At 44.1% G+C, this 18,843-nt stretch carries 19 protein-coding genes; 12 read left to right on the top strand and 7 right to left on the bottom strand.

Annotated elements, in window-relative coordinates; genetic code table 11:
• Positions 1-142 precede the first annotated feature (142 nt).
• Positions 143-2,137, bottom strand: coding sequence for an NB-ARC domain-containing protein (locus tag EJE48_RS07615; RefSeq protein ID WP_160117335.1), 1,995 nt, complete (start codon positions 2,135-2,137; stop codon positions 143-145).
• Between the two features lie 290 nt (positions 2,138-2,427).
• On the opposite strand from EJE48_RS07615, the gene EJE48_RS07610 reads away from it, so the two are divergent.
• Positions 2,428-2,652: a hypothetical protein gene (locus EJE48_RS07610; protein WP_243107989.1), complete on the top strand. Its 225-nt coding sequence runs from the start codon at positions 2,428-2,430 to the stop codon at positions 2,650-2,652.
• Positions 2,653-2,672: 20 nt separating this feature from the next.
• Here EJE48_RS07610 and EJE48_RS07605 read toward each other — a convergent pair whose 3' ends face one another.
• Positions 2,673-3,149, bottom strand: coding sequence for a helix-turn-helix domain-containing protein (locus tag EJE48_RS07605; RefSeq protein WP_160117334.1), 477 nt, complete (start codon positions 3,147-3,149; stop codon positions 2,673-2,675).
• Between the two features lie 65 nt (positions 3,150-3,214).
• A complete protein-coding gene (locus EJE48_RS07600) occupies positions 3,215-3,631 on the bottom strand; it encodes a sigma-70 family RNA polymerase sigma factor (RefSeq protein ID WP_243107988.1) in 417 nt (138 codons plus the stop codon).
• Between the two features lie 174 nt (positions 3,632-3,805).
• Here EJE48_RS07600 and EJE48_RS07595 point away from each other — a divergent pair, with 174 nt between their 5' ends.
• From EJE48_RS07595 to EJE48_RS07585, 3 genes are read left to right on the top strand one after another with little or no spacing between them, the layout of a single operon-like run.
• Positions 3,806-4,165 (top strand): STAS domain-containing protein, encoded by a 360-nt coding sequence (locus tag EJE48_RS07595; RefSeq protein ID WP_118578683.1) that lies wholly within the window; start codon positions 3,806-3,808, stop codon positions 4,163-4,165.
• Entirely contained in the window at positions 4,155-4,583 is a 429-nt protein-coding gene (gene spoIIAB / locus EJE48_RS07590) for an anti-sigma F factor (protein WP_016408419.1), read from the top strand. The genes EJE48_RS07595 and spoIIAB overlap by 11 nt, the downstream gene beginning before the upstream one ends.
• 4 nt (positions 4,584-4,587) lie before the next feature.
• Positions 4,588-5,304, top strand: coding sequence for a SigB/SigF/SigG family RNA polymerase sigma factor (locus EJE48_RS07585; RefSeq protein WP_118578685.1), 717 nt, complete (start codon positions 4,588-4,590; stop codon positions 5,302-5,304).
• An 88-nt stretch (positions 5,305-5,392) separates the two neighbouring features.
• Here the strand turns inward: EJE48_RS07585 and EJE48_RS07580 are convergent, their stop codons facing one another.
• Positions 5,393-5,767 carry a zinc ribbon domain-containing protein gene (locus EJE48_RS07580; protein WP_118578687.1) on the bottom strand — a complete coding sequence of 125 codons (375 nt, stop codon included), beginning with the start codon at positions 5,765-5,767 and terminating at the stop codon, positions 5,393-5,395.
• Positions 5,768-6,254: 487 nt separating this feature from the next.
• Between EJE48_RS07580 and gap (EJE48_RS07575) the strand changes: the two genes are divergently transcribed.
• Together gap (EJE48_RS07575) and gap (EJE48_RS07570) are read left to right on the top strand one after the other, a co-directional pair.
• Complete coding sequence (gene gap / locus EJE48_RS07575; RefSeq protein WP_118578689.1) at positions 6,255-7,265, top strand: type I glyceraldehyde-3-phosphate dehydrogenase; 1,011 nt, start codon at positions 6,255-6,257, stop codon at positions 7,263-7,265.
• A gap of 333 nt (positions 7,266-7,598) precedes the next feature.
• On the top strand, positions 7,599-8,618 hold the full coding sequence (gene gap / locus EJE48_RS07570; protein WP_118578691.1) for a type I glyceraldehyde-3-phosphate dehydrogenase: 1,020 nt from the start codon (positions 7,599-7,601) through the stop codon (positions 8,616-8,618).
• An 84-nt stretch (positions 8,619-8,702) separates the two neighbouring features.
• On the opposite strand, the gene EJE48_RS07565 is transcribed toward gap (EJE48_RS07570), so the two are convergent.
• Positions 8,703-9,404, bottom strand: a complete 702-nt coding sequence (locus EJE48_RS07565) for a response regulator (protein WP_118578693.1) — start codon at positions 9,402-9,404, stop codon at positions 8,703-8,705.
• Entirely contained in the window at positions 9,394-10,953 is a 1,560-nt protein-coding gene (locus EJE48_RS07560) for an ATP-binding protein (RefSeq protein ID WP_016408428.1), read from the bottom strand. The genes EJE48_RS07565 and EJE48_RS07560 overlap by 11 nt, the downstream gene beginning before the upstream one ends.
• A gap of 240 nt (positions 10,954-11,193) precedes the next feature.
• Between EJE48_RS07560 and EJE48_RS07555 the strand changes: the two genes are divergently transcribed.
• On the top strand, positions 11,194-12,447 hold the full coding sequence (locus tag EJE48_RS07555) for a diaminopimelate decarboxylase (RefSeq protein WP_118578695.1): 1,254 nt from the start codon (positions 11,194-11,196) through the stop codon (positions 12,445-12,447).
• Positions 12,448-12,529: 82 nt separating this feature from the next.
• Here EJE48_RS07555 and EJE48_RS07550 read toward each other — a convergent pair whose 3' ends face one another.
• Positions 12,530-13,861 carry a D-serine ammonia-lyase gene (locus EJE48_RS07550; RefSeq protein WP_118578697.1) on the bottom strand — a complete coding sequence of 444 codons (1,332 nt, stop codon included), beginning with the start codon at positions 13,859-13,861 and terminating at the stop codon, positions 12,530-12,532.
• Between the two features lie 195 nt (positions 13,862-14,056).
• Here EJE48_RS07550 and EJE48_RS07545 point away from each other — a divergent pair, with 195 nt between their 5' ends.
• From EJE48_RS07545 to EJE48_RS07525, 5 genes are all read left to right on the top strand, one after another.
• Positions 14,057-14,680 carry a formate/nitrite transporter family protein gene (locus tag EJE48_RS07545; protein WP_118578699.1) on the top strand — a complete coding sequence of 208 codons (624 nt, stop codon included), beginning with the start codon at positions 14,057-14,059 and terminating at the stop codon, positions 14,678-14,680.
• A 63-nt stretch (positions 14,681-14,743) separates the two neighbouring features.
• Positions 14,744-15,787 carry an A/G-specific adenine glycosylase gene (gene mutY / locus EJE48_RS07540; RefSeq protein WP_118578701.1) on the top strand — a complete coding sequence of 348 codons (1,044 nt, stop codon included), beginning with the start codon at positions 14,744-14,746 and terminating at the stop codon, positions 15,785-15,787.
• Positions 15,788-15,933: 146 nt separating this feature from the next.
• Complete coding sequence (locus tag EJE48_RS07535) at positions 15,934-17,022, top strand: GNAT family N-acetyltransferase (protein ID WP_118578703.1); 1,089 nt, start codon at positions 15,934-15,936, stop codon at positions 17,020-17,022.
• A gap of 18 nt (positions 17,023-17,040) precedes the next feature.
• Positions 17,041-18,057 carry a DUF2156 domain-containing protein gene (locus EJE48_RS07530; protein WP_160117333.1) on the top strand — a complete coding sequence of 339 codons (1,017 nt, stop codon included), beginning with the start codon at positions 17,041-17,043 and terminating at the stop codon, positions 18,055-18,057.
• A gap of 197 nt (positions 18,058-18,254) precedes the next feature.
• On the top strand, positions 18,255-18,800 hold the full coding sequence (locus tag EJE48_RS07525) for an NADH peroxidase (RefSeq protein WP_118578707.1): 546 nt from the start codon (positions 18,255-18,257) through the stop codon (positions 18,798-18,800).
• Positions 18,801-18,843 lie beyond the last annotated feature (43 nt).

The following is an 18,843-nucleotide window of genomic DNA, read 5'->3' as shown; positions in this document are numbered from 1 at the left end:
CAAGTTCATTCTACTGAAAGAGGGCAGAAAACACATTGAGCGTGGATTGAGCGGAAATTGAGCAATGAACAAATATTATTTATTGAAACACAAAAATAGCCCTGCTACTACACAGAGCTATCCTTGCTTATTTAATGTTCTCCTATTTACTTAGTAATTTCTTTCCTAAATATACCCCTGACTGTGTATAAGTTTCAAGCAGTTCCTGTTTCTTCGCTTCAATGACATCCGGCTCTGATTCAAACAGCACTTCATAAATAGCCATCGCTTTCTTGAAATGTGTAGTCGCCTGCTGAATGTCACCGATGGTTAGACAGATACCGTCCATAGCTTCCTGCACACTGGCATAGTCCATTGTTTTATCGGAATTGTATTCCTGAATGACACGACAGAGCTTTTTCAGGGCAGACAGCTCATTCAAAACCAACTTCATCCCCTGCAAATCGTGATACTTGTCCATATATGGGAAGGTATCTTCCAGAAAACGCAGGTAATACGGCATATCATCATTTTCAATGCGTTCGATCACAGACTCGACCATCTGGAACAGCTGCCTGTAATAGGAGATGTCATAGCCATGCAGCAGGCATATCTCATGGATGCTGTCCAGCAGAGTACGGCATTTCTGCACGGACGGGCGGGTTTCGTCCATCGCCACTTCCTGTACCATAGGATGCAGTGTAACCGTTCGTCCATCCACTGTCTGCACGAAACCCTTTTCTATCAGGCCATTGATGATATTCATATCACACAGCTTCAGCCAGTTTGCAAGCAGCCTGCCCGGAATACCGGTAAGCGGAACCAAAGAAAGATTTCGCATAACATCCGTTTCCGCATTGGACAGCTGATACAAGGAAAACAGCGTATGAATATGGTCATAATAGGTTTCCTTGCGGCTCCTGCCGTCCTTGGTGATGTCAATCGTATCGGTGACATCCAGGGCGGCTTTTTCCGTTTTCAGCTTGTTTAGCAGGGGTAGCGGCTTCAGAATTCCCGTTTCCAACAAGCGGGCAGATAATTCTACAGCCAGAGTGTGACGGTGAACGGCCTGGATGATCTGTTTCAGAACCGGGCGCTGTTTTTCCGCATCGGAGTAGAAACAGCCCATCAGTGAAATCAATGTTTCTGTATCAGCAATCTCTTCCAGATTCACGGAAGCGTAGGTATCAAATTTGCTTCGGGTAGTAAACAGAATACGGCAATGATATTTCAGGATTACATCCAGAATACTGTCCTTTGCTGTTACAGTATTGAAGTTATCAATAATCAGCAGACTGTCTGCTCTCAGTTTGCGAAGATGGCGATGGTGTCTGCTGAATCTTGCATCGGCAGTTTCGTTTTCGTCCACATCATCAGCAAAGTCCATATTTACAATATCATTCTTCAAATCACCGGAGTAGGTGATGTACAAAATGTTGGTGTATTCTTTGTCATATTTCTTCGCATAGGCTTTTGTCAGTTCGCTTTTACCAATACCGGCGATACCCTGAACGAACACCTTTCCCTTTGAGCAAAGAAGTTCATGGAGCTTTTCCAACTCTGCATCACGACCGCAGAAGTGGTGGCATGGTCTTGGTACTTTTACATCAAGGATAAAATCACGCATCAGCGGAGAGAAACAACCGGATGCTAAAAGTGCCTTGTTATTAACATCACGTTTTCTGAACTCACGCTCCATACCGAAGAATAAAACCGCAGCAAGGAGATCTGCTTTGTCCCTATCCGTCTGACAAGGATAGCTTACAGTCAGTTTGTTCTTTACTTCCGGTGAAATGGTTGTATCCTGAATTAACAACGTGTGAGCATCTCCCACAGCCATAGCACTGTCATACATCAATGGCAGCACATTGTATTCTATATCAGCTGAAAGCAGATCTCTGTTTTCTTCATCCAAATAAAATGAAATAATTCGAGGGCTAATTCTTGCCTGTCCATTGAACCAACGGCAGACCTGCCCGTTGTCAAAAGCAAAATCCAATGAGTCTGCATCGTCACAGAACGACGCAAAGATCTGATCCAGGAAATGCATCTGGTCAATCTTAACTTCTTCATTAAGGTTTCGGTCAACAACGGTGCGTTCGTCATTGATATATTTACGAATAATGGTGATGACTGAACTGAAATCTAAATATTCCATAGACAGCCCTCCTTCCAAAAAGTAGTCAATTTGCGCTCAATTCACGCTCAATGAATCTTTGACAGATTCTTGATAAGATGATACCACGAAAGAAGTTCCACAGTACCCCAACAAGTTTTCGATGAATTGCTTCGCAACTCATCGCCCGTAAGGGAAATGCCCTTGCAAGCAAGCATTTCCCTCTTACGAATATTATAGCAGAAAACACCATTTTTTGAAGTAGGAAAGCAAGCGTTATAAGTTAGGTATAGCGGACAACTTCTCTCTCATAGACTGAAATACCGAGGGAGGTGCGTGGTATCGCAAGAAAGAGTGCTCCAATCAATGTAATTGTCCATTATCCAAAAGCTGAAGAAGGCAAGCGTGAACTGGCAGAGCGTGTTGCCAGTGTCCACGCAAGCTTGGTCAATCAGCATATTAAAAAACTGAATTGTCCTTCCGACCAGAAGGTACAGCTACTGGATGCGGTTATCAAATCCACATCTATAGAGAAAGCAGGTGAACAAACTCCTTAAAGTTTGAACACCTGCTTTTTCTATGCCTTGATCAGATTTTTGAAGTATTTCTCCCAGGAATTGATATTCATCCGCTTCTGGTCAGCTTCCCATGCCCGGAGCAGATTGGGGTCAACCCCTATGAGTCTTGCGAAAGGCTTTTTCTGCAAGCCAAGACTCTCTCGATACTCTCGTATCATTTTTCCCTGCCCTTTATATAAGAAACGATTGTAATCGTCCAGCAAGTCATCTACCGGAATTTTGTAGAGTGCTGCCAGCTTATCCACGATTTCCTTCGGATAGTAGTCAACATATCCGACTTCAAAATCTATGTAATGTCCACGACTGATACCAATCAGCTCTGCCACTTCCTTTTGCATCAGGCCCATATGGTGGCGGCACCAGCGGAGCCTGTCCGGTACATTTGGAATATCTTCATAGTTCTGATAGTGCTGATTGAACAGCTGCGCTTCCAATAACCTGTGAGGGGCGATCAGTCGGAAACTATGGATATACATAGGTGCATACCTTACGCAGCCGTCCAAAGTGGAGCAAAGTATATACATATTCTCGGATACCTGCGTCAAAATACGCCATTTTGGTTCTTTTCTGCTCTGAGGGGATTGATTTGGAACCATAAACGCATCCGTGAGAGGATAGCATTTTCAATACAGCGAGAGGCATAGGTGGCAAGGCGGATGCTTTTTTCGCTATCATAGGAAAGAATCGCCTTAATCAGCCCAACGATACCAATGGAAATCAGTTCCTCCGATTCTCGTTGGGCATTGTTGTATTTCTTCGCAATATGGGCGACCAGACGCAGATTATGCAGAATCAGTGTTTGCTTGGCGGATTCCTTTTCTGCATCTGTTCCGTCACGCAGGCGAAGGAGAAGCTGCTGCTCCTTCTCTTTTGCAAGGGGCTTCGGGAAGGAGCCGCCGGAAGAAAAACCACTTAGGAGCGGAACAAAAAATATGGGCAGCATAGGTAAGAAAAACACAGGCGCACCTCCGATGGAAAGGGGATACTTTATTCTATGGCAGCAGGCTATTGTCTGTGCGTGTCTGAACGGAAGTTATCCTGTCCTATTTTTGCAGGAGAGGACGAAAGTTGCGGTTGAAAGAGAAAAAAACAAGCATGAAATCGTGTATGCTTTTGAAAAGGAGGATTTTATATGGATTTGAAATTTAAGCGAAAAAATAAAACACTCATCATTCTGGTTGCAGGAGAAATTGACCATCATTCTTCTAAGGAATTACGCAGCAAAACAGAAAGTGCCTTGGAGCAAATGGGAGGAAGAAATATTATCTTCGGGTTTCAGGAGGTGACTTTCATGGACAGCGCGGGCATCGGCGTAATGATTGGCAGATACAAGCAGGTGCAGTCCTTAGGAGGGCGCATTGCCATTGCCTGCCCAAATGAAAAAATCGAGGAAATGATTCAGCTTTCGGGACTGTCTCGTTTGTTGCCGACCTTTGTTTCTCTGGATGCGGCGATTGCCTATGCGGAGGGGAGGAAATCGGATGCAGTATGAAAATGAAGCGCGGGTATTTTTTACCGCGAAATCAGAAAATGAGGGTTTTGCCCGCCTATTTGCCGCAGGCTTTCTGACGCAGCTTGACCCGACTATTTCAGAAATGACGGATGTAAAAACTGCTGTTTCCGAAGCAGTGACAAACGCCATTATTCACGGCTACGAAGAAAAAGGGGGCTTAGTGGAGCTATTTTGCGGCTATATCGGCAGGAAAATCTACATAGAGATTGCCGACACCGGCAAGGGGATTGAAAACATCGAAAGGGCGAGAGAGCCGCTCTATACCTCCAAGCCGGAGATGGAACGTTCCGGTATGGGCTTTACAATCATGGAAACCTTTATGGAAAAGGTGCGTATTGAAAGCCGTATCGGGGTAGGTACACGCATCTTCATGGAAAAAACACTGGCAAAGGAGTGATTCCATGGAGCAGACCTATGAATGGATTCGTCTGGCGCAGGCAGGAGATGCCGCGGCAAAGGACAACCTGCTACAGGAAAATTCCGGTTTAATCTGGAGCGTAGTGGGACGCTTTCGCGGACGCGGCGAGCCGGAAGACCTCTATCAGATTGGTGCAATCGGACTGCTGAAATGTATCGAAAAATTTGATTTCAGCTATGATGTGAAATTTTCTACATACGCCGTACCCATGATTCTGGGGGAGATTAAAAGATTTCTCAGAGATGACGGGACGGTGAAGGTGAGCCGCAGCCTGAAGGAGCTTGCATGGCGGGCGAAGCGCTTACAGGAAGCGGCGATGCAGGAGGAAAGCAGAGAATTATCCCTACAGGAGCTTGCAGAACGATTAGAGGTAGAAAAAGAGGAGCTGGTTTTGGCATTGGAATCTACAAAGGATGTAGAGAGCCTGTATGCTTCTGTGGACGGAAACGAAGGCACCTTACAGCTGATTGATAAGCTCACAGACAACACAGAAAACGAGAAAGTGATGGAGCGGCTTTCTTTGATGGAGGCCTTGGAGCATCTGGATGCGAAGCAGCGACAAATCATTATTCTGCGATATTTTCAGGATCGCACGCAGGCGGATGTGGCAAGGTGCATCGGCATCTCTCAGGTACAGGTTTCGCGCATTGAAAAACGGGTACTTTCCGAACTCAGAAGGCATTTACAGGAAAAGGACTAGGAAAAAGAGAGAGCATAAAATAAAAAGCATAAAAAATAGAAAACAGTGGTTTGTTTTTCTCTGACAAAGCCACTGTTTTTCTGATGCTTTAATGAATTTTTCTGCCGCATTTCGGGCAATAGGCGTATTCCTGCGAAAGCAGATAGCCGCAGTCGGGGCAATGTATTTCCTGCGCTTGTCCCATGCCTGCGATGGTTAAGTCCTCCTCGCGGAGAGTGACGCTTTCGCCATGCTCGATTGCCTTGCCCAGTTCTGCATCAATGGCATAAATAGTATGGCAGCAGTTGGAAACGGCATAATACTGCTTGCCCCACTTAAACAAAGGAATGAAAAAGAAGCTGAAGCAGGTATAGGTCATAAAAACGGAAATACTGCACAAACGTCCGCATTTTTTGCAGACTATCGTCTGCCGAAAGTGTTCAAATTCCTTTTTGCCCTGAAAAATACCGCCGATAAAAAACATAAAATCACATCCAATCGTAAGAATTTATTTTACAACTCTTGGCTAACATGATAAAATGATTTTAAATAAAATGCAACTATTTTCCTAAGGAGGGGAGTATATGAAAATTTCTCGTTTGGTTGTAAGCGCAGTTTCTTTGGCTGTTTCCGCAGCCATGCTGACACTGAGTATCATTGATTTAATTCGCAACGATGAATATTGATTTTTGCATAAGAATTGAGAAACAGGAGAAACTGTTAACAGTGATTCCGAAAAAAAGACTTGGCGGGAGAAACACAGCACTTGCATGGTTTTCTTTCGCCATAAATTTTATTTATGATTTATCCAAGGAAATATTATGTATTTTTTCGGGAAATAGGCAATTTTTTCTATTTTTTTATTGTGCAAAATATTTTTTGTGCTATACTATAGGTAATAGGACGTTTGAAATAACGCGATGCAAAAAATGTCCCACGCAAGAAATCATATTTGTTAGGAGGAATTTTTTATGGCTAAGGTTGGTATCAATGGTTTTGGCAGAATCGGTCGCCTGTTTTTCCGTGCGGCTTTGGAACGCGGCGATGTAGAAGATATCGTTGCGGTAAACGATCCCTTTATTGATGTAGATTACATGATTTATATGCTGAAATATGACTCTGCACATGGTCGTTTCAACGGCAAGCTGGAGGATAAGGACGGCAAGCTGGTTGTAAACGGACATGAGGTAACGGTTTTCAACGTAATGGATCCGAAGGAAATTCCCTGGAAGGATGTAGGTGTTGAGTACGTTCTGGAATCCACAGGGCTGTTTACTACAATGGAAAAGGCGGCACAGCATTTTGAAGGCGGCGCAAAGAAGGTTATTATTTCCGCACCCTCCGCTGATGCACCTATGTTCGTTATGGGGGTAAACCATGAAACCTATACAAAGGATATGAATATTGTTTCCAACGCATCCTGCACGACAAACTGTCTGGCACCTTTAGCGAAGGTAATCAATGATAACTTCGGCATTGTAGAGGGTCTGATGACAACCGTACACTCCATCACAGCAACACAGAAAACCGTTGACGGCCCTTCCAGAAAGGACTGGAGAGGCGGACGTGCAGCGGCTACCAATATCATTCCTTCCAGTACAGGCGCGGCAAAGGCAGTAGGAAAGGTTATCCCCGCGCTGGCAGGCAAGCTGACAGGTATGTCCTTCCGTGTGCCTACGGTTGATGTCTCTGTTGTAGACCTGACCTGTCGTTTGGAAAAGACTGCAACCTATGAGGAAATCAAGGATGCGGTAAAGAGAGCATGTGCAAACGAAATGAAGGGTATTATGGATTATACCGAGGATGATGTGGTTTCCACGGACTTCCTGACAGACCCTCATACCTCTATTTTCGATGCAAAGGCAGGCATTGCCCTGAATGACCACTTTGTAAAGCTGGTTTGCTGGTATGATAATGAATGGGGCTATTCCAATAAGGTTCTGGATTTGATTCAGCACATGGAAAAGGTAGATAATCAGTAAGCACTACGCAAAAAACAGTATAGAAAAGCAGACAGCCTTGGGTGCAACAGCCTGAGGCTTTTGTTTTGCAATCCTTATAAAAAAAGTCAAGCGGAAAACAGGACAAAAAATGTCCCACTTTTTTGTCCACAATCACGAAAGGGACATAAAACGTCCCACAAAAATAGATACATTGTCTAAATCATATCCCATTCCTTTCTGTATTTCCTGTATAGACTTCTGAAAAATAAAAAAATACAAAATTCTGAGTTTTTTTTCACTCTGATGTGGTAAAATGAACTGGTAAAAGTTACTGGTCATTCCTATTTTTATATATGAGAGGGGAAGAATCTAATGGCAATTAAAGTTGGCATCAATGGTTTTGGTCGTATCGGCAGAGTTGTATTCAGAGTTCTGATGCAGCGTCAGGATGAATTTGAACTTTGCGGTATTAACCTGAGAAATGCAGAACTGGATTATATGGCATATCAGTTGAAATATGACTCTATCTTCGGTCGCTTTGAAGGCGATATCGAAATCGGCGAGGACTGCCTGATTGTAAACGGTCAGAAAATCCACGTTTTCAGTGAAAGCGATGCTTCTCTGATTGAGTGGGCAAACTGTGGTGCAGAATACATCATCGAATCCACAGGTGCGTTCAATACAATGGAAAAGGCTTCTCTGCACAAAATCGGCGGCGCTAAGAAGGTTATCCTGACAGCACCCGCTAAGGATGAGGTTACACCTACCTTTGTTGTTGGCGTAAACCACCAGACATACAGAAAGGACATGGATATCGTTTCCAATGCATCCTGTACAACAAACTGCCTGGCACCTCTGGTTAAAATCGTAAATGACGCGTTCGGTATCGAACAGGGTCTGATGAGCACTATTCACTCCGCAACTGCAAAACAGAAGGCTGTTGACGCGCGTGCAGGACGTGACTGGAGAACCGGTCGTTCCGTATTCAACAACATCATTCCTTCCACAACAGGCGCTGCAAAGGCAGTAGGTCGTGTAATTCCCGAACTGAAGGGCAAAATGACAGGTATGTCCTTCCGCGTACCTACAAATGATGTATCTGTTGTTGACCTGACAGCAAGACTGAAAACTCCTGCTACATACGAACAGATTTGTGAAAAGGTAAAAGAAGCATCTGAAACCTACATGAAGGGTATCGTAAGATACACAGAGGATGAGGTTGTTTCCTCCGATATGCTGGGTGAATCCAATACCTGTATCTTCGACGCAAAAGCAGGCATCATTCTGGATGATAACTTTGTAAAATTGATTGCTTGGTACGATAATGAATGGGGTTACTCCAATAAGGTTGTTGACCTGATTGCACACATGTACGAAGTAGACCACAGATAATCAAAAAAGAAAACACAAAAAAGCCTTGGTTCTGAAAGATGAGCCAAGGCTTTTTATATTCATTTGTAAATTCTGATAAGTAAATCAAGGGGTATCTACCATGCGGTAGCCGATGCCGACCTCAGTAAAGATATATTCGGGGGAGGCAGGGTTTTTCTCCAGCTTTCTGCGGATATTCGCCATATTTACGCGCAGAATCTGGTTATCCTTTACAGCATAAGGCCCCCAAAGCTCCGTGATGATGTAATCGTATGTAAGCACGCGTCCGGCGCTTTTTGCCAGTAAGGAAACGATTTTAAATTCAATCTGCGTCAAATGAACATCCTTGCCATCTACAGTGATTTTACGCTTATCGAAATCAATCGTCAGCCCCTTGGTAGAGAATACATCATTATTTACTGCACCGCCGTTGTTTTTTGCACTGTGACGCAAGGCGGTACGGATACGCGCCAGCAGCTCAGATGTGCCGAAGGGCTTGGAAATATAATCATCTGCGCCCAAATCCAAGGCTTCTACCTTATCGGATTCCTCCCCGCGAGCAGAAACGACGATAACAGGAACGGCAGACCATTCTCTGATTTTTTTCAGAATTTCAATCCCATCCATATCCGGCAAACCCAAATCCAGAAGAATCAAATCGGGGCAATGGGAGGGTATCATGGAAAGTGCCTGTCCTGCTGTTTTTGCAAGCAGAGGCGCATAGGCATTTGCCTTCAGCGTGGTTGCAATGAAGTTGCTGATGGCATCCTCATCTTCGATAATCATGATTTTAATTTTATTGGGCATAATCAGATTCTCCTTTCATTGGCAGAACAAAGGTGAAGCTTGCGCCGCCGTTCAAATTATTTTTTGCAAAAATTTTACCGTCATGGGCAAGAATAATCGATTTACAGATAGATAGACCAATGCCGATTCCTCTGGAAGAATCACTTGAGCCATGCTGGGTTTTTCCGTCAAAAATATCAGGGATACGGGAGGGATCAATTCCCTTGCCGTTGTCGGATATGGTAAAGACTGCGCCGCTTTTTTTCCTGGATACCTTTACACCAATCGGCGCGGTACTGCCGGAATGGCGAATAGCATTTTCCATCAGATTGATGAGCACCTGTTCAATCAGGGTGGCATCCATAGGAACAATCAGCATTTCCTCCGGAACAGAAACATTCACAACGGAATCGGGAAAACGCTTGCGAATCCGACCGACAGCCTCACCTACAATTTCTTCTATGATTTCATCCTGCTTTTTCAGATTGGTTGTGCCGCCTGTAATTTTCGTAACAGAAAGCAGATTTTCTACCATGTGAATCAACCATTCTGCATCATGCTGGATATCCATTAGCATTCTTCTGGAATCCTCAGAGGCAATCTGTGTGCCGTTTTCCAAAAGGGTGGTTGCGGCACCTATGATGCCCGTTAGGGGTGTGCGCAAATCATGCGAAACTGCACGCAAAAGGTTGCTCCGCATTTTTTCCTTTTCTGTTTCCAGAAGGATTTCCTGCGCTTTTTTTCGTGCCTGCTGTCTTTGCAGTGCCAGAATAGTCTGCGAAATCATGACGTTGATGAAACTGAAGGTATCGTCAATCAGAAGCTTGGTTTCATCAAAAAGGAAACCGACTACGCCATAAATTTTATCCTCCGTGATGATAGGGAAGTAGGTTCCCTTACAGTTCTGCGTACCGTCTTCGATTTCCGCGCCGACGGGATTCTGCGTATCATAGGCTCTCTGTGCAACCTGCTTTTCCAGAAAGCTATACAGAATCCGTTCATCCTCATCTCTCAGGGTACAGATAGACTGCTTGAGAGGCTTTAACGGTTGATCTACATAGAGAATGACGCTGCACTGGTTTGTTTCAGAAAAATATTTTGCGGAAATATCAATAATCGTGTCCACATCGCTGGCAGAAAGAATTGCCTTACTCATTTCCGTCAGCGTTTCCGCACGCTTTTTGCCTGCCGCGGAAAGCAATGCCGCCATTTTTACCTTTGCCGTAACAAAGCTGGTCAGAATCGACATCAGAAGCATTATGGAAAAGGTGATGGGGTATCCTGTAATGGAAAAATTCAGGGCAAAATAGGGGAAGGTAAAGAAGAAATTTACCCCGATAACGCCGCCGATTGAAGCAATGACACCCCAGAAATAGCCGCTGGTCATATAGGAAATTAAAGCGACCGCCAGCATATATACGCCGAAGATATTTTCATTTAAAACCTCTGCACCGTTTAAGCAGAGCGCAAGGCAGGTTGCCACCAGATAGACCGCAGCAGTGCGGATGAAATCCTGAAACAATGCAGCTGCATTGAAATTATTTAAGGTTCGTTTGATTCTTTTTTTCATAAATTCTACTCCAGTTTTTCATATATTTTCAAATAAAATTCTGAACTCCTTAGTTTTTCCTTCCTATTATACAACATTTTTTCAAGAAAAGGAATTGAGAAGTAATATTTATTTGGAAATGGTTTCCATGCTATATCAAAAAGTGTTGGAAAAGAAGGGAATTACGCATTGCAAAGCGGAAATGCCTTTGTTATAATAAAAAAAATATACCTTGACGATAGAAGAAGGAGAAATTTGCAAATGAAAAAACCTTTTGTTACATTAGAACAGGCGAAGAAAATCATCGAAACATACCCTACACCCTTCCATATTTACGATGAAAAGGGTATCCGCGAAAATGCGAGGAAGGTAAATGCCGCATTTTCCTGGAATAAAGGGTTCAGAGAATATTTTGCGGTAAAGGCAACCCCCACACCCGCTATCCTGCAGATTTTGAAGGAGGAGGGTTGCGGTGCGGACTGCTCCTCTTACACAGAGCTGCTGTTGGCGGATGCTGTTGGGCAAAAGGGAGAGGATATTATGTTTTCCTCCAACGTAACCCCGGCGGAGGATTTCATCAAGGCGGCAGAGCTGGGCGCAATCATCAACTTTGATGATATTACACATATTCCGTTTTTTGAAAAGCTTGCAAAAATTCCTGAAACGGTTTCCTGCCGTTATAACCCCGGCGGCGTATTTCAGGTAAGCAACAGCATTATGGACAACCCAGGTGATGCAAAATACGGCATGACAAAGGAACAGATGAAGGAAGCCTTCAAGCTGTTGAAGGAAAAGGGCGCAAAGCACTTTGGAATTCACGCCTTTCTGGCAAGCAATACAAAATCCAATGATTATTATCCTATGCTGGCGAAGATTATTTTTGAACTGGCTGTGGAGCTGAAAAACGAGTTGGATATTCATATTGCATTTATCAACCTTTCCGGTGGGGTCGGCGTTCCTTACGAACCCGATGAATTTGAATGTGACATCATGGCAATCGGCGAAGGGGTAAGAAGGGTATACGAAGAAGTTCTGACACCGGCAGGCATGGGCGATGTTGCTATCTTTACCGAAATGGGACGCTTTATGCTGGCTCCCTACGGCGCACTGATTGCAACTGCCATCCATGAAAAGCATACCTATAAGGAATACATCGGACTGGATGCCTGCGCGGCAAATCTGATGCGCCCTGCTATGTACGGCTCCTATCACCATATTACTGTTCTGGGGAAGGAAAACGCACCCTGCGACCATAAATATGACGTAACAGGCGGTCTGTGCGAAAATAACGATAAATTTGCAATCGACCGTATGCTGCCGAAAATTGATATGGGCGATATTCTCTATATCCACGATACCGGCGCACATGGTCATGCAATGGGCTATAACTATAACGGTAAGCTGCGCTCCGCAGAGCTGCTTCTGAAGGAGGACGGCAGTGTGGAAATGATTCGCAGAGCCGAAACACCTGCCGATTATTTCGCAACATTGGATTTTACAGGCTTATTGAAATAAACTAAAAAAACACAACAAAGGAAAAGGCGAGTGAGAAACAATTTATTTCTTGCTCGCCTTTTTTGCTATGCTTTATATAATTTTATTTCAAATGTGTATGCATATATTCTTCGCGGATATCCTGCGGAACAAGACTGCCGCCTGTTGCCCAAGGGATATGTGTTGCGTTCGCCATCTTATCCTCCAGACCCATTTTCTTGATATAAGCCTGTACCTTTTCATCCTTCAGCATGATAGGACCCCAGAAGGATGCACAAGCAGAGGGTTCAATAAAGATATCCTCTGTTGCCACCAGATCACGCATCAGGTCATAAATATGATAGTCCTCCAGAGACATTTCGCCGGAAAGCAGATGCTCCATCACGCCGCCGACAAAGCCGGAAGGACGACCAACCGCCAGACCGTCTGCATGGGTCAGACCGGAAAGACCGAAATCTTTTACGCAGACTTTGTTTTGCAGACCGGATGCCATGCCGACTAACATGCAGGGTGCCTGTGTAGGTTCGGTAAAGAATACATGCACATTATCTCCGAAAAGCTTTTTAAAGCCGAAAGCAACACCGCCGGGTGCGCCGCCAACGCCGCAGGGAATATAAACGAACAGAGGATGCTCTGCATCCACAATGATATTCTTTTCTGCAAACTGCTTTACGATACGCTTTGCCGCTACCGCATAGCCAAGGAACAGCGTTACGGAGTTTTCATCATCAACGAAGTAGCTATTGGGATCGGCATCGGAATTTTTACGCCCAACCTCAACTGCCTTGCTGTAGTCATCCGCATATTCCACAACCTCTGCACCTCTCTGGCGAAGCAGGTCTTTCTTCCACTGCTTTGCATCTGCGGACATATGTACGATTACATGGAAGCCCAGAGCCGCACTCATGATTCCGATAGACATACCCAGATTGCCTGTGGAGCCAACCTGAATTTTGAATTTGCTGAAAAATTCTTTGAATTCATCAGAAGCGAATACGCTATAGTCATCATCCTTCTTGAGCATACCATGTTCCAGAGCCAAATCCTCTGCATGCTTCAGCACCTCATAGATACCGCCGCGAGCCTTTACGGAGCCGGAGATTGCCAGATGGCTGTCCTGCTTTAAGAACATTTTGCCGGGGATTTTTGTGTCATAATGCTCCTCCAGCTTTTTCTGCATATTGGGAATATAGGTCAGAGGAGATTCAATCAACCCATTTGTGGGGATAGTTTCAGGAAATTTCTTCATTAAGAAAGGTGCAAAACGCGCCAGTCTTGCCTCTGCATCATCAATATCCGCCATTGTGATATTGATTTTTGCCATTGCATCCTCAGTTTTTTCCAGATTTTCGTTAATCCATACAACTTCCTTGCCTTTTGCAACTTCCTTCAGCAGATCAGCATTTTTGCATTTTTCTAAAAGTTCTTGATTCATACAAAAACCTCCTTAAAATATAGAGATATTTATTTTGCCCCTTTATTTTAGCACAGCAGAGAACACGCCGCAAGGGGAATGTATCTATCATAGAACAAGAGAAGAGAAACAAAAAGGATTGACAGAAAAAGTCATAGCTTGTAGAATAAAAGGACAGATGAAAAGTTTTTATACAACTGAATAAGGAGGGTTTTTATGGAAAGAGTAAGGCAATTTTTTTCTGCAATCCTGGCAGGTATGCTGATTGGCATGGGGGGAACCGTGTTCCTTTCGCAGTCAAATCCGGTAGTCGGCAGCTTTTTATTCGCCATCGGTTTATTTACCATTGTGGTGTTTCAGCTGCATCTGTTTACCGGGAAGGTTGGCTACACGCCCTTCAACAAGCCTGTGTATCTCATTGAGCTGGTGGTCACTTGGTTGGGGAACCTTGTTGGCACATGGATTACAGCAACAATGGTACAAAACAGCCGTATTTATGAGGGAATGGCTGAACGGGTTGCGGGCATGGCTGAAGTGAAGTTGTCGGATGATTTCACAAGTATTTTTCTGCTTGCGGTCTTCTGTGGCATGCTGATGTTTATTGCGGTGGATTGCTTTCGCAATGTGCAGGGCTCAACCCTGCGGTTTATTGGTGTTTTCGTTCCCGTTATGGTATTTATCCTGAGCGGCTTCGAGCACGTTATCGCGAATATGTTCTATTTCAGCTTATCCGGAACATGGAGCGCACATTGCTTTGCTGCCATTCTGGTGATGACATTGGGGAATGCCGTCGGCGGAATGCTGATTCCGATTTATTTAAAGGTATTTAAACAAAGATGATGAAAAATGAGGGAGGTATCACACCTTCCTCATTTTTTTGGAGATAAAAACAGAGGTGGAACTATGAAGGATTTGAAAGAAATTGTTGAGCCGCTGATTCAGTGGTTTCGGGAAAATAAAAGAGATTTGCCATGGCGACAAACAAAAGACCCATACGCTGTATGGGTTTCGGAAATTATGCTCCAGCAGACGAGAGTTGAGGCGGTCAAGCCGTATTATATACGCTTTTTGCAGACCCTGCCGACTGTAAAGGATTTAGCGAATGCGGATGAGGAAGTGATTCTCAAGCTTTGGGAAGGTCTGGGGTATTACAGCCGTGTCCGCAATATGCAGAAGGCGGCGATGCAGATTATGGAAGATTTCGGCGGTGTGTTTCCTGCAAATCAAAAGGATTTGCTTTCGCTCAAGGGCATTGGGTCTTATACGGCAGGAGCAGTCGGCTCGATTGCGTTTGGTCTGCCGATTCCTGCGGTAGATGGAAATGTTCTGCGTGTAATGTCCCGCATTACAGCGGATGCATCGGATATTTCCTTACAAATAACAAAAAAGAAATGGGAAAGCCGTCTTGCAGAAATCATGCCGCAGGAGTGTGCCGGGGATTTGAATCAGGCATTGATGGAGCTTGGCGCGACGGTTTGTCTGCCGAACGGCGCGCCGAAGTGCGGCGTATGTCCTGTTCGGGCGAGCTGCATGGCATATTGCAAAAATCAGACAGCAGTGTATCCTGTAAAGGCGGAGAAAAAGCCGCGCACATTAGAATATTTGAACGTATTTTTCTGCGTAGACGGGGAGAAAATTGCGATTGGCAAACGCCCGAAAAATGGCTTGCTTTCGGGACTTTGGGAGCTGCCGAACGGACAGAGAGATATCGCACCGCCTGTTATGTTGCAGGAAATGGGCATTTTAGAGGCTGAGCTGCTTCCTATGAAGGGGCAAAAGCATATTTTTACGCATGTGGAATGGCACATGGACTGCTATTTCGTAAGGGTAACAAAAAAAACAGAATCCGATTTACTTTGGCTGACAAGAGAAGAAGCTGAAGCACAGTATGCACTGCCTTCTGCCTTCAAAAAAATATGGGCGGAAGGGTTGAAACAGATGAAATAGGTTGGTATTTTCGTCACAGTGTACAAAAAAATTATAAAATTTACTGTTAAATAATAATAATTATCGGTTGTTTTTTATGCTTTTGCGCGTTATAATAAAAAAGAATAAGACATAGAGGAAAGATAGGATAAGGAGAGTGCGAATTTATGACAGCTGTCAGAATTGCGAAAGCGGAAGATAAAAAAGCGTTTTATGATCTTTGGAAAATCTGCTTTGGTGACAGCGATGCCTTTTGCGATTGGTTTTTCAGAAACCGCTTTGCGCCTGATTATTCTGTTGTTCTGGAAACGGAGGGCAAAATTGTCAGCTGTATGCAGGCGTTTCCGTATACGCTTTGGATACGCGGAAGGGAAATTCCGGGAGCTATGCTCTGTGGTGTTTCTACCCATCCGGATTATAGAAAAAAGGGCTACATGGGGCTGATTTTCACCTATGAAATGAAGCTTCTGCGCGAAAAGGGCTGTTTGGTTGCACCACACACACCTGCGGTTTTGCAGAGCTATTTTCCCTTCGGGCATTTTCCTGTTGCGGATGCAGCGTATCTGACCTGCGACGGTATGTGTGCAACAAAAGGAAATGTAATGCTTACTCCTGTTACAGAATTGGATTCGTTATTTCCACTTTATACAGCAGCTGCTAAAAAATACAGCGGTATGGTTTTGCGCACCAAAGAGGATTTCCTGCGTAAAGCGGCAGATTATGCTGCGGACGGGGGGGAATGTGCTGCATATATTAGAAATAATGAGATAAAAGGCTATGCTTTTTATTATAAGACAGAAACGGAGCTAACCTGCGTGGAAGCGGTTGCTGATGAGAAATGCTATCCCATGTTAATGGAAGGGCTGTGTAAGGAAGCAGATGGTCTGATATTTTCTGCAAAGCTGCCGCCTGAGATGGAGATTCCCTTTGCAAAAACCGAGAGAAAACAGAAGGGCGTGATGGGACTTTGCAATGCGTCTGCACTGCTGCAGGCGTTGCAGCTTGAACTGCCGTATGCGTTCCGCCTGACGGATGCTGTCATTCCTGAAAATAACGGTGTATTTAATTTTCGGGGAAAGCCTTCCGCAGAAGCTCCTGTTTTTGAAATTTCCGCAGGGCATCTGTTACAGGTTCTGGTGGGATATCATTCCTTTGCTGAAATAAGAAATGAATTGAAAATTTTCGATGAAGAAAAATACAAGGAATTGGATGCTTTTCTTCCGAAACAAAAGTGTTATATTATAGATGAATATTAAAAAATGGAGGCAGGCCTTATGCCAAGATGTTTGGAATGTGAAAAAAATAAGACAATAGAAGAAACAAAAAACAATGCAACAGAAACCGCTGAACTGGTGTTCAAGTCCTTCGCATTAGAGGACAAAGTGCTGATTGATTCCTACACAAAGCCTTGGAATCTACAGTGCTCCGATCTTTCCTTTGCAAATCTCTTTATCTGGGGTGCAGATGGGAAAATGGAATATGCAGAGAAAAATAATGTGCTGTATATCAAGCTGGAATTTAAGGGAGTTCCCGTATTCCTCTGGGCACCTATCCCCAAATACGGCGTAGAAGTAGATTATCGCAAGGCAGTTTACGAGGGAATTGATTATATGAAAAAGCGCGGCGTGGAGCCGACCTATCGATCCGTCTGGACTGTGTTTAAGGATAAAATGCTGACGGCATGCCCTGAATTATTCTCCATGCCAACCGATATTGCATGGGATTATGTATATACCAGAGAAAGCCTCGCAACATTGAAAGGGAAAAAGCTGCACGGCAAACGAAATCATATCAATAAATTTCTGTCGAAATATCCCGATTATGAATACAGAAGGCTTGACAAAAGCATGATTGCAGACTGCATCACACTATATGATCACTGGATGGATGAGAAAACAGGTGAGGATGCACAGGAAATGGTGGACGAAAGACGCTCTGTTGAATTGGCATTACAGAATATGGATGCGCTGGGACTGACAGGCGGTACGATTTATATTGACGGAAAGCTGTGCGCCTTTACGATTGGCGAGCGCCTGCATCCGCAGATGCAGCTGATTCATATTGAAAAAGGGGATACAGAGTATGACGGTATCTTCCCGATTATCAATCAGCAGTATGTTTTGCATGAATGTGAGGATGTGGAACTGATTAACAGAGAAGAGGACATGGGTATTGAGGGGATGCGTAAGGCAAAACGTTCCTATAACCCCGTAAAAATGATTGAAAAATATCTTATCAGCACCAGAGATTTGCGTGAAGAAAAGGGTATCTGGGGCAAAGAGGAAGCATAAGAAGCAGGACAAAATGAGTCGGAGTTGAAATATACTCCGGCTTTTTTATATTTCGAAGAAAAGTCAAATTTTTTATATTTTTTTTCAATTTGGTGTTGACAAATACGGACTTCTAATTTATAATAATTATCAGATAACAATAATTTATCAATTTAAATAGAAAACAATAAAAGAGAGATTTCAAGGAGGAAAAAGTTATGAAAAAATTTGTATGTTCCGTATGTGGTTATGTTCATGTTGGCGATTCCGCTCCCGCAGAATGTCCTGTTTGCCATGTTGGCGCAGATAAGTTCGTAGAACAGAAGGATGGCGAAATGGAATGGGCTGCTGAACACGTTGTAGGTGTTGCACAGGGCGCAAGCGAAGATATCATGGCTGACCTGAGAGCAAACTTTGAAGGTGAATGTACTGAGGTTGGTATGTATCTGGCAATGGCAAGAGTGGCACACAGAGAAGGCTATCCTGAAATCGGCCTGTACTGGGAAAAGGCTGCTTTTGAAGAAGCTGAACATGCTGCAAAATTTGCAGAGCTGCTGGGTGAAGTTTTAACAGATTCCACAAAGAAGAATCTGGAACTGAGAATTGACGCTGAAAACGGCGCAACAGCAGGTAAATTTGACCTGGCTAAGAGAGCAAAGGCTGCAAATCTGGATGCAATCCATGACACAGTACATGAAATGGCGCGTGACGAAGCAAGACACGGCAAAGCATTCCTGGGTCTGTATAACAGATACTTCAAATAATCAGAATACAAAAAAATCAGAGGACGGGAGAAATCCCGTCCTT

The sequence above is a fragment of the Anaerotignum faecicola genome (genome assembly GCF_003865035.1).
GTDB lineage: Bacteria > Bacillota > Clostridia > Lachnospirales > Anaerotignaceae > Anaerotignum_A > Anaerotignum_A faecicola.
This window is presented reverse-complemented; position numbering and strand designations above follow the sequence as displayed.

What these genes read in the sequence shown, in the direction of transcription:
- EJE48_RS07615 (WP_160117335.1), bottom strand. Translation starts at nt 2,137, where the DNA reads ATGGAATATTTAGATTTCAGTTCAGTCATCACCATTATTCGTAAATAT.
- EJE48_RS07605 (WP_160117334.1), bottom strand. Translation starts at nt 3,149, where the DNA reads ATGTATATCCATAGTTTCCGACTGATCGCCCCTCACAGGTTATTGGAA.
- EJE48_RS07595 (WP_118578683.1), top strand. Translation starts at nt 3,806, where the DNA reads ATGGATTTGAAATTTAAGCGAAAAAATAAAACACTCATCATTCTGGTT.
- spoIIAB (WP_016408419.1), top strand. Translation starts at nt 4,155, where the DNA reads ATGCAGTATGAAAATGAAGCGCGGGTATTTTTTACCGCGAAATCAGAA.
- EJE48_RS07585 (WP_118578685.1), top strand. Translation starts at nt 4,588, where the DNA reads ATGGAGCAGACCTATGAATGGATTCGTCTGGCGCAGGCAGGAGATGCC.
- EJE48_RS07580 (WP_118578687.1), bottom strand. Translation starts at nt 5,767, where the DNA reads ATGTTTTTTATCGGCGGTATTTTTCAGGGCAAAAAGGAATTTGAACAC.
- gap (WP_118578689.1), top strand. Translation starts at nt 6,255, where the DNA reads ATGGCTAAGGTTGGTATCAATGGTTTTGGCAGAATCGGTCGCCTGTTT.
- gap (WP_118578691.1), top strand. Translation starts at nt 7,599, where the DNA reads ATGGCAATTAAAGTTGGCATCAATGGTTTTGGTCGTATCGGCAGAGTT.
- EJE48_RS07565 (WP_118578693.1), bottom strand. Translation starts at nt 9,404, where the DNA reads ATGCCCAATAAAATTAAAATCATGATTATCGAAGATGAGGATGCCATC.
- EJE48_RS07560 (WP_016408428.1), bottom strand. Translation starts at nt 10,953, where the DNA reads ATGAAAAAAAGAATCAAACGAACCTTAAATAATTTCAATGCAGCTGCA.
- EJE48_RS07555 (WP_118578695.1), top strand. Translation starts at nt 11,194, where the DNA reads ATGAAAAAACCTTTTGTTACATTAGAACAGGCGAAGAAAATCATCGAA.
- EJE48_RS07550 (WP_118578697.1), bottom strand. Translation starts at nt 13,861, where the DNA reads ATGAATCAAGAACTTTTAGAAAAATGCAAAAATGCTGATCTGCTGAAG.
- EJE48_RS07545 (WP_118578699.1), top strand. Translation starts at nt 14,057, where the DNA reads ATGGAAAGAGTAAGGCAATTTTTTTCTGCAATCCTGGCAGGTATGCTG.
- mutY (WP_118578701.1), top strand. Translation starts at nt 14,744, where the DNA reads ATGAAGGATTTGAAAGAAATTGTTGAGCCGCTGATTCAGTGGTTTCGG.
- EJE48_RS07535 (WP_118578703.1), top strand. Translation starts at nt 15,934, where the DNA reads ATGACAGCTGTCAGAATTGCGAAAGCGGAAGATAAAAAAGCGTTTTAT.
- EJE48_RS07530 (WP_160117333.1), top strand. Translation starts at nt 17,041, where the DNA reads ATGCCAAGATGTTTGGAATGTGAAAAAAATAAGACAATAGAAGAAACA.
- EJE48_RS07525 (WP_118578707.1), top strand. Translation starts at nt 18,255, where the DNA reads ATGAAAAAATTTGTATGTTCCGTATGTGGTTATGTTCATGTTGGCGAT.